10 protein-coding genes are annotated in these 12,256 nt (G+C 34.9%); 9 read left to right on the top strand and 1 reads right to left on the bottom strand.

Annotated features, from left to right (window positions below):
• Positions 1–31: 31 nt before the first annotated feature.
• Complete coding sequence (gene spoIIP, locus HNR52_RS01085; RefSeq protein ID WP_013788289.1) at positions 32–1,213, top strand: stage II sporulation protein P; 1,182 nt, start codon at positions 32–34, stop codon at positions 1,211–1,213.
• 15 nt (positions 1,214–1,228) lie between these two features.
• On the opposite strand, the gene HNR52_RS01080 is transcribed toward spoIIP, so the two are convergent.
• Positions 1,229–1,927 (bottom strand): N-acetylmuramoyl-L-alanine amidase family protein, encoded by a 699-nt coding sequence (locus tag HNR52_RS01080; RefSeq protein WP_013788288.1) that lies wholly within the window; start codon positions 1,925–1,927, stop codon positions 1,229–1,231.
• A gap of 101 nt (positions 1,928–2,028) precedes the next feature.
• On the opposite strand from HNR52_RS01080, the gene HNR52_RS01075 reads away from it, so the two are divergent.
• The 8 genes from HNR52_RS01075 (at position 2,029) to dnaK (ending at position 12,222) form a co-directional block, all read left to right on the top strand.
• Positions 2,029–4,221: an LTA synthase family protein gene (locus HNR52_RS01075; protein WP_435619447.1), complete on the top strand. Its 2,193-nt coding sequence runs from the start codon at positions 2,029–2,031 to the stop codon at positions 4,219–4,221.
• Between the two features lie 6 nt (positions 4,222–4,227).
• Positions 4,228–5,349: a glycosyltransferase family 4 protein gene (locus HNR52_RS01070; RefSeq protein ID WP_435619446.1), complete on the top strand. Its 1,122-nt coding sequence runs from the start codon at positions 4,228–4,230 to the stop codon at positions 5,347–5,349.
• 4 nt (positions 5,350–5,353) lie between these two features.
• Positions 5,354–5,614 (top strand): hypothetical protein, encoded by a 261-nt coding sequence (locus tag HNR52_RS01065; protein WP_041592090.1) that lies wholly within the window; start codon positions 5,354–5,356, stop codon positions 5,612–5,614.
• 42 nt (positions 5,615–5,656) lie between these two features.
• Positions 5,657–7,474, top strand: a complete 1,818-nt coding sequence (gene lepA, locus HNR52_RS01060) for a translation elongation factor 4 (RefSeq protein ID WP_013788284.1) — start codon at positions 5,657–5,659, stop codon at positions 7,472–7,474.
• Entirely contained in the window at positions 7,461–8,597 is a 1,137-nt protein-coding gene (gene hemW, locus HNR52_RS01055) for a radical SAM family heme chaperone HemW (RefSeq protein WP_435619472.1), read from the top strand. The genes lepA and hemW overlap by 14 nt, the downstream gene beginning before the upstream one ends.
• Positions 8,598–8,690: 93 nt before the next feature.
• Positions 8,691–9,725: a heat-inducible transcriptional repressor HrcA gene (hrcA, locus tag HNR52_RS01050; RefSeq protein WP_013788282.1), complete on the top strand. Its 1,035-nt coding sequence runs from the start codon at positions 8,691–8,693 to the stop codon at positions 9,723–9,725.
• A gap of 4 nt (positions 9,726–9,729) precedes the next feature.
• Complete coding sequence (gene grpE / locus HNR52_RS01045) at positions 9,730–10,350, top strand: nucleotide exchange factor GrpE (RefSeq protein ID WP_013788281.1); 621 nt, start codon at positions 9,730–9,732, stop codon at positions 10,348–10,350.
• Positions 10,351–10,380: 30 nt separating this feature from the next.
• On the top strand, positions 10,381–12,222 hold the full coding sequence (gene dnaK / locus HNR52_RS01040; RefSeq protein WP_013788280.1) for a molecular chaperone DnaK: 1,842 nt from the start codon (positions 10,381–10,383) through the stop codon (positions 12,220–12,222).
• The last annotated feature ends 34 nt before the right edge of the window (positions 12,223–12,256 follow it).

Here is a 12,256-nt window from a genome sequence, read left to right as displayed (position 1 = left end):
TATAGTATAAAACCAAAGAGAGGTGCTTTCATTGTACAGAAGTTCGCTAAGGTATTATCGCCTTAAAAAGGTGTCTTTTGTGATTTTATTGCTTTTTAATATTTTATTTTATAGATGGCTTATGACAAATGACATAGAAGCTGCCAATATAAATTTTGAAACAGAGACTTTTGCCGAAGAGTACAATAGCATTAATGGCATGTTTATAACTGCTTTAAATTATACGATGCCAACTGTTGATGTTGGCTATAAAGCTGAAGGATTTTACGATAGAGATTTGACTATGGCTTCAATGTTTAATCTAAATCAAAGAGATCCTCTTAAAATATTAAAGTATCAAATTCCCATTATTGCTCAAATAGACAAAGGAGAAAAAGATAATACATCTAATACGCAAGTTGCAGAGAATCTCAATGCTAATCAAAATAAAAATAACGAAGTGGCAAATGAAGCATCAAAAAAAAGTGAGATGAATACAAGTGTGACAAATGTCAGTAACGTTGATACTGGCAAGCCACTTATATTGCTTTACCATACACATACGATGGAATCGTACGTTGCGACTTTAAAAAATAAATATGTAGCTGCATATGGATATGATAGAACAAATGATCTCAATTACAACATGGTAAGAGTAGGAGACAGTTTGACAGAATATTTGACTAAAGATTATGGTATTAGCGTTTTGCATGATCGCACAATACACGATTACAATTACGATCAGTCATACTACAATTCTTCTTTATCAGTAAAAAAATATTTGGAGGAATACCCCTCCATCAAGGTAACTATTGATTTGCACCGTGATGGATATGGAAGTGTAATGCAGCCAGGGGTTGATACAATACCTGTTTTAAGTAGCCTACCAAATCAAGATTACAGAAAAAAATATACAATGGAAATAAATGGACAGACAGTTGCGAAAATAATGTTCATAATTGGTTCTCGAAGGACTGCAGATATGAATGAAGACTGGAAAAAGAATTACGAGTTTGCGAAACAGATTAGCGATAAACTGAATGAATTATATCCAGATATATCATTAGGGATAGAGATTCATCAGTACGCTGAATACAACCAACACTTTTCAGAAAAAGGAATTTTGATTGAACTAGGCAGTAATTACAATACTTTGGAGGAGGCCTTAAATTCCACGCCATACTTAGCCAAAGCAATTTATTTAGTATTGAAAGATGATGGACTTGCCAAATAATGCGGTTTTGCCTCTTTATTTGTTTTCAAAGTATTTTTCTAAGCCAATTACAATGCCAGTAGATAGTTTCTTTAAATAGTCTTTTTTGATGAGTAGGTTTTTGTCTTCATTGTTTGTGATAAAGCCAAGTTCTACTAAGATTCCTGTCTTTCTTACATTTGTCAGCAAAAAGTAGTCTGCAACATTTGGATTTCTATTTGTTCCAGCAATGGTATTTAAAGAATCTTGCACATATGATGCCAATGTTTTACTGTTTATATTAGTATTTGAGTAAAAGACCATTGGACCTTTTACATACGGAGCATTGTTGACAGCATTGACGTGTATGCTGATATATGCATCTATATCGTTGGTGTTTATCATATTTACTCTCGCTTTTAAATCGCGTCTATGTCTGTAGTCATTGTCTTTACATAGATTTTCTAAAGAAACATCTTTATCTCTTGTCATCATTACTTTTGCTCCGCGATTTATCAACTCTGTTTTTAAGATTATTGATGCTTCTAAATTGATGTTTTTTTCAAGTATATTTCCAGAGTTTGTGCCACCATCTATTCCTCCATGCCCAGGATCGATTAGTATGATTTTGCCTTTTAATGGATTGTCTGGTGTTGAAAATGCTGTATTATTGCTTAATATCAACGGTAAAATTGTGGATAATAGTACCAAAGATATGGTACAATATATACAAATGAATTTAAATGATTTTTTCAATTTTGATGCCCCCAATCTAGTTTTATGTTTAGATAAAAAGAGGCTTATTATACTGTATATAATTATGATTTATGTATAAAACTGTTATTCAGGAGGCAACGATGAAAAACAAGTTTGTTTTATTTTTTTTAGTTTTGCTTTTCTTCTTGGGTGTATTTTCTTTTTCTTATGCACAAACTGGACAGGACGGGAAAAAGGCCGTAGTATTTATATTAAATAGGGTTGCTATCGATGATTTTTTAAATGTTGATTTAAAAAATATTAATAAGATGATAGAGAATGGTACTTATGGCCTTATGACTGTCAATGCTGATGGTGGTAGATCTTTGGAAAGTGTTTTTATGACACTTGGTACAGGCACTCGTGCTGTTGGCTCTAATGGTGCTTCTTTGAATTTCAACACATGGGAAACATACAACGATGAATTGGCGTCCACAATTTATGAGAGGAATACAGGGAAGATTCCTTCAGAAGGACAAATTTTAAATCTGGATATAGCCCAGATAATCAGAAACAACTCTAAAAGAAACCATATTATAAGGCCTGGCTTATTAGGGGATAAATTTAAGGATAGTGGGCTTAGTGTGGCTGTTTTTGGCAATGAAGATACAGATGTTGATTACAAAAGATATGCTCCTTTAATAGGCATGAATTACAGCGGTATCGTGCCTTATGGAGATGTTAGTTATATGACGAATAAAAAGGATTCGTTGATGCCTTATGGCATATCGACAGATTATGATACCATGTACAAGGAGTATCTAAATATTAAAGATAATGTGGCTCTAACCATATTTGATTTAGGCGATACTGCAAGAGCAAATGATTACCAAAACATCGGATTAGATAAGATAAATAGAGAGAATAAAGAAAAAGCGCTAAAAAATGCTGATGAATTCATCGGGAAAATTTTACGTTCTGATAGTGGAAATACTCTTTTTATGATTGTCACTCCTTTGCCGCCTTCTCAAAAAATGGGTCAAAGTGATTTTTTGGCGCCTATTGTAATGTATGGAAATGGTATTGCAAAAGGTAAGCTTATAACATCTGATACGACGAAAAGGATGGGTGTTGTTACAAATACAGATTTGCTTCCAACTATATTGACGTATTTTGGCTTAGATGTGCCTGCGTTTGTAACTGGACATAATTTATATTCATCAGATGTCAATGGAGATTTAATGAAGCTTGAAAATTTAGAAAAGCAGCTTACATTTAACTATACGTATAGACCGTACTTTTTAAAAACTTATGTGATGTTGCAGATATTTATACTGATTTTGTCTTTGGTTATACTGCTGTTCTTCAAAGAATATTCTACTTTAGTAAAACCTTTTTTGCTTTTAATACCGATTATGCCTATAAGTTTCTTGCTTTTGCCTCTATTTGACTATAAAAACATCGTAAATAGCGTTTTAGGAATTGTTGTTGTTTCGGCGGTCTTTACATTGGTTACATATAAATTAGTCAAAAAAAGCAGTTTTAGATACTTTTTTATTGCGGCCTTCACTGCTGCTATATTGATGCTGGACATGCTTACAGGATATAATCTTTTGAAAAATTCATTTTTAAGTTACGATGTAATCGCAGGTGCCAGATTCTACGGTATCGGAAATGAGTACATGGGGATTTTCATAGGAGCTACATTGTGCTTCGCACTTTTGTCATTTGAGACATTTAGGAATATTGACAAAAGATATCTAATATTTGCAAATATATTGATTTACATTATCGCCCTCTACTTTATAGCGTCGCCGTCTTTAGGGACGAATGTAGGCGGCGGTATAGCCGCATTTGCAGCATTTTCAGTTGCGTCTATGTACTTATTTGGCAAAAGACTTAACATTAAAAATATTTTGTTTGTAGGTGGAAGTATCGTTGTATTATTATTTTTGCTGTTTTATCTTGACTCTTTAAGACCTGTATCAGAGCAAACGCACATAGGGCAGACATTCAATTTAGTGAAAAACAATGGGATTTACCCTCTTATTCAGATATTTGCAAGAAAGATTAGCATGAATTTAAAACTTTTTAAGTATTCTGTCTGGAGCAGGGTTTTAGTTACGCTGGTGTTTGTACTCTTTGTACTTTTTTATAAACCAGTTGGCGCTTTAAAGAAGATTCTTAACGAGCGAAAATTTGTATACATAAGCTTTTTATCCACCGTAGTAGGAAGCATTTTTGCTTTAGTTTTTAACGATTCAGGTGTTGTTGCGGCGGCTACAACGATGGTCTATGCTGTGCCAATGCTTATTGATATTATCATTGATGAAAGTAAAATTATAAAGGAGTGAAATAGATTGGAAAAAACAAGAGTTTTACATGTTGTAAGGAAAGCAGAAGGCGGCATGAAGAAGCATCTGCTGTCGATTCTTAATGGACTTAATAAAGACAAGTATCAATTAGCTGTTGGCTGCTCTTTTGATAAAAAAACAACGGATGACTTGAGAGAAGATGGTGTATCTGTTTATTGTGTTGATATTTGCGATGGAATAAATTTTAAGAAAGATTTTGCTGCGATAAAGAAGCTTAGAGCTATTATAGATGATTTCAGACCACATATTATTCATTTTCATGGAGCAAAAGCATCCTCAGTTGGAAGACTGGCTTCACTGGGATACAATTTAAAGATCGTTGTGACAGTACACAATTTTCCTAACTACAAAAATATGAATAAGATAAAAAAGCATTTTTATCTGACAATCAATAAGTATTTAAATAAAAAGACAGATGCAGTAGTTGCAGTGTCTTACGCTCTTAAAAATGCCGTTGTAGATGAAGAAAACATACCGTCTGATAAAGTACGTGTAGTATATAACTGCATTGATATGCCGCAATTCATTAGTAAGCCCTTGAATCTGAGAGAAAAATACGACATAGCTTCAGATACTTTTATAATTGGTTGTGTTGCAAGGCTTATACCGTCAAAAGGTGTTCAAGATCTCATTGAAGCATTGAATATACTTAGGGGAAAAATTAAAGCATTTGTCTTTATAGCAGGTGATGGGCCTTATATGGAATATCTTAAAGAAATGGTTGGGGAATTAAAGCTTGATAATGTAGAATTTTTGGGATTTATAGAAGATATATTCAAATTTTTAAGCAGTATAGATATTTTTGTATTGCCGTCTCGCAGTGAAGGTTTTGGCATATCGGTTGCTGAGGCTATGGCGTTAGGTGTACCTGTCATTGCTACAGATGTTGGAGGAATACCTGAAATAGTTAAAAATGATGAAAATGGAATCATCGTAAAATCTGAGGCTCCTAAAGATTTGGCTAATGCTATTGAAGTTCTTGCATTAAATGAAGATTTGAGAAATAAATTTTCAAAAAAAGGCAAAGAATATATTTTAAGCAATTTTTCGAAAGAAAAGATGATAAAAGAATTGGATCTTTTGTACGATGAACTTAGGAGGAAATGAAAGTTTGAGCAGGGTAAAAGAGAAAAAAGAAAGGCTTAGAAAGCTGAGAATGCTATATTTATTCATATCCATCTACATAATTTTTATCACGTTATGCATATTTCAAGTGGATTACACGTTTAATGCTTTGACAACAGGTATTGCAAGTCAAAGCATATTTAAGGTTGCTATAAGCAAAGATTTCCTCAACATAACTTTTTTGGGACAACATAGTCATGTGCCATTAAAAGGTGTTGATGGTCTTTTCAAATCTCTGTACAAGTGATTTTTTATGCTATAATATTAATATATGTGAAGGAGGTTTGAAATGTCTAAAGTTAGAAAGGAAAATAAGAGGAATTTTTGCATTATAGCCCATATAGACCATGGTAAATCTACTCTGGCGGATAGATTGATTGAGAAGACTGGTGTATTGACAGAAAGGGAAATGGAAGAGCAGGTTTTAGACAGCATGGACTTGGAGAGGGAAAGAGGTATAACCATAAAGCTTCAGCCAGTTCGCCTCATATACAAAGCAAATGATGGAGAGGAGTATGAATTGAATCTTATAGATACTCCTGGACATGTTGACTTTACGTATGAAGTCTCGAGGAGTATTGCAGCATGCGAAGGTGCTTTGCTGGTTGTTGATGCAACGCAAGGGATAGAAGCCCAAACACTGGCAAATTTGTATCTGGCATTAGAGCACGATCTTGAAATCGTGCCTGTTATTAACAAGATAGATCTTCCATCTGCAGATCCTGATTTTGTAAAAAAAGAGATCGAAGATGTTATTGGCATCGATGCCGAAGATTCTTTGCTTATATCTGCGAAAGAAGGCATAGGAATTGAAGATGTTTTGGAAGCAATAGTAAAGAGGATACCGCCACCATCAGGAGACCAAGAAAAACCGCTTAAAGCATTGATATTTGATTCGTTTTACGACAATTATAAGGGTGCTATAAGTTTCATAAGGGTCTTTGACGGCACATTAAAGCAAGGTGATAAGATAAGAATGATGTCGACGGGGAAAGAATTTGAAGTAACGGAAGTCGGCATATTTAGACCCAATTTAAGTCCAGTAGATTTTCTTACAGCCGGTGATGTTGGCTATGTAGCTGCCAGCATAAAAAATGTCAGTGATACCCGTGTAGGAGATACTATAACAAATGCAGAATTTCCGGCATCTGAACCTTTGCCTGGATACAAAAAAGTCACACCAATGGTTTTCTGTGGAATATATCCAGCAGAAGGTGAGGACTATGAAAATCTAAAAGATGCACTTATGAAACTGCAATTAAACGATGCGTCATTGACATTTGAGCCAGATACATCTGCAGCTCTTGGGTTTGGTTTTAGATGTGGTTTTTTAGGGCTTTTGCACATGGACATAATACAAGAGAGGTTGGAGAGGGAATATAACCTGAATCTCGTGACTACGGCACCGGGCGTTATCTATAAGGTCTACAAGACAAACGGAGAAGTAATTGAACTGGATAATCCGGCAAATTTACCGGAGCCGACGTTGATTGATCATATAGAAGAACCTATAATTACTGCTACAATAATGTCTCCTACAGAGTACGTAGGACCCATAATGGAGCTCTGTCAAGATAGAAGGGGCGTTTATCAAGGAATGGATTACCTTGAGCCTACTAGAGTGCTTATTAAATACGATATTCCGTTAAACGAAATAATATATGATTTTTTTGATGCTTTAAAATCGAGGACAAAAGGTTATGCCTCGTTAGATTATGAGCTAAAAGGCTATAAGACATCAGATCTTGTGAAATTGGACATACTTATAAATGGTGAGATAGTGGATGCTTTGTCTATGATAGTCCATAAGGATAAGGCTTATGAAAGAGCCAGAAAGATGACAGAAAGGTTAAAAGAGAATATACCACGCCATCTTTTTGAGATTCCTATACAAGCTGCTATAGGTTCAAAGATAATAGCAAGGGAAACTGTCAAAGCATTGAGGAAGAACGTTTTGGCAAAGTGCTATGGCGGAGATGTTACGCGAAAGAAAAAATTATTAGAAAAGCAAAAAGAGGGCAAAAAGAGGATGAGACAAATAGGGAAGGTTGAAATTCCGCAAGAGGCCTTTATGTCAATCTTAAAGCTTGATGATGACAATGATTAGATCTGGTATATACGTTCATATTCCGTTTTGCAAGAGAAAATGCTATTATTGTGATTTTAATTCTTATGCAAACATGGAAGATAGTTTTTTTTCGTTTAAAGAAGCAATAATAAAGGAGATTAAGACGAGAAAAGAGGAGCTTAAAGATATATACACTTCTGTGTATATAGGAGGCGGTACGCCAAATGTCTTACCTCCTATATACATTGAAGAAATACTGAGTGAAATCTACGAAAACTACAGCTTAAGCAAAGATGCAGAGATCACGATCGAATTAAATCCTGGCTTAATAGATGAAGAAAAACTTAAGTCGTATAAAAAAGCGGGTGTAAATAGAATAAGCATAGGCCTGCAGTCTTGGCAAAACAATTTATTAAAAGCTATCGGTAGGATACATACAGTAAGTGATTTTATTGAAAATTATGGTTTAGCATCCAAATATTTTGACAACATAAACATAGATATAATGTATGCATTGCCAAATCAGACTTTTGAGAATTTTAAAGAAACATTGACAAATGTAATTGCATTAAAGCCATCACATATTTCTTGTTATGGACTTATATTAGAAAAAGGAACACCACTTTACGACATGTATGAAAGAAATGAGATTAAGCTTGCTGATGATGAATTCGAATTGATGATGTTTCACTATGGTGCAGAGCTTTTAGAGGCTAATGGATACAGACATTATGAAATATCAAATTACGCATTACCTGGGTTTGAATGCCGACACAACAAGCTGTATTGGATGGATTTACATTATTTAGGCTTTGGACCAGGTGCATATTCATTTGTAGGAAATAAGCGATTTGGCAATATAAAAAATGTTAAAAAGTATATAGACATGATTTATAATGATGGACATGCAGTTGATGATGTTGATGAGCTGTCTTTAGAAGATCGAATGTCTGAATTTATGTTTTTAGGTCTTAGAATGATGGATGGAGTGAATGATAAGGACTTTAAAGAGAGATTTGGCGAAAGCATGTTTTATGTATTTAAAGACGCCATTTATAAAAATATGGAGTTGGGCCTTTTAATTAAAGAAGAAGATGCCCTTAAATTAACTCAAAATGGAGTAGATGTATCCAATAATGTGTTTGAGGATTTTTTGTTTTAAAGTATTGACAAATATCCACAATAGTGGTATTTTTAAATCGTAATTAGCACTCTCAAGCTAAGAGTGCTAACAATAGAACTTGGGGTGGTGAATATGCCGTTAGATGATAGGAAGAAAAAGATTTTAGAAGCTGTTATTAATGACTATATTTTGACGGCAGAACCAATTGGATCTCGGACAATCGCAAAGCGATATAACCTTGGTGTAAGTTCAGCAACGATCAGAAATGAGATGGCTGACCTTGAAGAGATGGGGTACCTTGAACAACCTCATACATCTGCAGGTAGAATACCATCTGACAAAGGATATAGATTTTACGTTAATAATATATTAGAACACTATTTGAATGAGAGCCGTGACGATGAAGTAGAGACAATTGATGAGGTGTTTGCTGAGATAGATGATATAGTGAAGAAGTATGCCAGGCTATTGTCTACCGTTACTAACCATACTATAGTGGTTAAAATGCCTCGAATTGATGAAAACACGATTAAGCGAATACAGATATTGCCTGTTGATGCAAACAAATTGATACTTCTTGTTATGACAGAATCAGGTATTATGAAAAACTATTTGATAAGTTTAAAGGATAATATTGATAATAATTTGTTTGAGTTTTTAAACAACCTGATCAACAATAAAATGATGGGAAAAAGAAAAAGAGAAATGGATCAGACATTGAGAGATGAGATAAAAAAAGAGTCTGGCAGTGCTATCGGAATCATAGATAAGATTACAGATACGATCATAAATGGTTTAAAGCAAATGGATGAAACAGACTTGTATTCTGAAGGTATTTCAAATATTCTCAACTTTCCTGAGTACAAGGATCTGTTAAAAGCCAAGATGTTTTTCGATCTGATTGACAATAAAGACATTATGAATTCAGTGTTGGAGCCTTTAGATGATTCCATCGATGTTACTATTGGAAGTGAAAGCAAGTTTGAAGAGATGTGGGATTTAAGCATAATCAAATCTACTTATAAGATAAATGGTGAGGTTGTAGGAACTTTTGGCATTATTGGACCTACAAGGATGAATTACAAAAGGCTTATAAATGAAATAAATACGATGTCAAATGAATTGTCAAAAGTTCTATCATATATATATCAAGAAAATAAGAGGTGAAACAATGGACAGAGATAAAGATACGATAGAAAATAAAAGCAATTTAGAAGAAGACTTAAAAGACAATACATCCGATGCTAACCGACCTCAAGATGACATTGAAGGTAGCATTGGTGTAGAAAATGTCGATCAGAATGAACAAAAAAATTATGAAGGAGAAATTGAAGAATTGAAAAATAAGCTTAAGCAGAAAGAAGACGAAGCAAATGAATACTTAGAGATGGCTCAAAGACTTAAAGCGGAGTTTGAAAATTACAGAAAAAGGACAGAAAAAGAAAAAGCCGATCTTATTGAATATGGCAAAGAACAAGTAATCTTAGATATATTGCCTGTTGTAGATAATTTTGAGAGAGCTCTTGAAGCTACTCACAGTGATAATGAGGAAATAGCTTCATTTAAAGAAGGTGTCAATTTAATATACAGGCAGTTTAAAGGTGTTTTGGAAAAACTGGGTGTTAAAGAGATAGAGTCTTTAGGTCAAATATTTGATCCATACAAGCATCATGCTGTTATGCAGGAAGAAGCAGAGGATAAGAAGGAAAATGAAATAATTGAAGTTTTTCAAAAGGGATATATGTTTAATAATAAAGTAATAAGACCGAGCATGGTCAAAGTAGCAAAATAAAATAAAGTATATGAATAGGAGGAATAGATTATGGGAAAAATTATAGGAATTGATCTTGGTACAACTTTTTCATGCGTAGCTGTTATGGAAGGAGGACAGCCGGTAGTAATACCAAACTCCGAGGGAGCCAGGACGACGCCATCTGTTGTGGCATTTACAAAAGAAGGTGAAAGATTAGTAGGCCAAGTTGCAAAAAGGCAGGCTATTACAAACCCTGAAAGGACAGTTATGTCTATAAAAAGACATATGGGTTCTGACTACAAAGTAACTATTGATGGAAAGAGTTATACACCGCAAGAGATTTCAGCAATGATACTGCAGAAGCTAAAAGCTGATGCTGAAGCGTACTTAGGAGAGAAGGTTACAGAGGCTGTAATAACGGTTCCTGCGTATTTCAATGACAGCCAAAGGCAGGCAACTAAAGATGCAGGTAGGATAGCTGGACTTGACGTAAAGAGAATTATAAACGAGCCTACTGCGGCTTCATTGGCCTATGGGCTTGATAAGCAAGGTAATCAGAAGATAATGGTGTACGATTTAGGCGGTGGTACATTTGATGTTTCCATACTTGAGATAGGCGATGGGGTATTCGAAGTATTGGCTACAAGTGGTAACAACCACTTAGGCGGTGATGATTTTGACCAGAGGATTATGGATTGGCTGGCAGATAACTTCAAAAGAGAGTACGGGATCGACCTGAGAAACGACAAGATGGCAATGCAGAGGCTTAAAGATGCGGCGGAAAAGGCAAAAATAGAACTTTCTTCTGCTATGACAGCTAACATAAACTTGCCTTTTATAACTGCTGATGCTACAGGCCCTAAGCACATAGATGTAAATCTTACAAGAGCAAAATTTGAGGAGCTTATTAATGATTTGGTGCAATCTACTGTTGAACCAGTAAATCGTGCATTAAGCGATGCGAAGCTTAGTCCTTCAGACATTGATAAAGTGATATTAGTCGGTGGTTCGACAAGAATACCATTCGTTCAAGAGACGGTAAAAAGGATAATGGGCAAAGAACCACACAAAGGTATAAACCCAGATGAATGTGTTGCAATAGGAGCTGCAATTCAAGGTGGTGTATTAGGAGGCGAAGTTAAAGACGTATTGTTGTTGGATGTTACGCCGCTTTCTCTTGGCATTGAAACACTTGGCGGAGTATTCACAAAATTAATTGAGAGGAATACTACGATTCCTACAAAGAAGAGCCAAATCTTCTCCACTGCGGCGGATGGGCAGACATCTGTTGAGATACACGTTCTGCAAGGCGAAAGACCGATGGCTCGGGACAATAAGACTCTTGGAAGATTTACGTTGACTGGAATTCCACCTGCTCCAAGAGGAGTGCCTCAGATAGAAGTTACATTTGATATTGATGCTAATGGCATTGTCCATGTTTCTGCAAAAGATTTAGGTACAGGAAAATCTCAGAACATAACGATCACTTCTTCTTCTAATTTAAGTGAAGAAGAGATAAACAGGATGATGAATGAGGCAAAACAGCACGAAGAAGAAGACAGAAGGAGAAAAGAAGAGATAGAAGTAAGAAATAATGCAGATTCATTAATATACCAAGCCGAAAAGACCATGAAAGATTTGGCGGACAAGATGACACAGCAAGAAAAAGATGATATAAATAAAGAGATAGAAAACGTAAGAAAAGCTCTTGAAGGTAGCGATATTAACGCTATAAAAAGTGCTTCAGAAAAATTGTCACAAGCATTTTACAATGTATCTTCCCGCATATATCAGCAAGCAGGCGGCACAGGTCAGACAAATAGCTATAGTGGCAGTGATGAAACATCTAATAAAGAGAATGTATATGAAGCAGACTATAAGATGGAAGATGACAACAAAGATAATAAATAAGAACCAGGTGAATCCTGGTTCTCATTCATGTTGA

This window comes from Thermoanaerobacterium thermosulfurigenes, from assembly GCF_051201035.1.
GTDB lineage: Bacteria > Bacillota > Thermoanaerobacteria > Thermoanaerobacterales > Thermoanaerobacteraceae > Thermoanaerobacterium > Thermoanaerobacterium thermosulfurigenes.
The sequence above is the reverse complement of the archived record's forward strand: the minus strand, read 5'-3'. Positions and strand labels throughout refer to the sequence as shown.

Bases quoted from the DNA above. Each gene is read 5' to 3' on its own strand.
- HNR52_RS01075 (WP_435619447.1), top strand. From the start codon at position 2,029: ATGAAAAACAAGTTTGTTTTATTTTTTTTAGTTTTGCTTTTCTTCTTG.
- lepA (WP_013788284.1), top strand. From the start codon at position 5,657: ATGTCTAAAGTTAGAAAGGAAAATAAGAGGAATTTTTGCATTATAGCC.
- hemW (WP_435619472.1), top strand. From the start codon at position 7,461: ATGACAATGATTAGATCTGGTATATACGTTCATATTCCGTTTTGCAAG.
- hrcA (WP_013788282.1), top strand. From the start codon at position 8,691: ATGCCGTTAGATGATAGGAAGAAAAAGATTTTAGAAGCTGTTATTAAT.
- grpE (WP_013788281.1), top strand. From the start codon at position 9,730: ATGGACAGAGATAAAGATACGATAGAAAATAAAAGCAATTTAGAAGAA.
- dnaK (WP_013788280.1), top strand. From the start codon at position 10,381: ATGGGAAAAATTATAGGAATTGATCTTGGTACAACTTTTTCATGCGTA.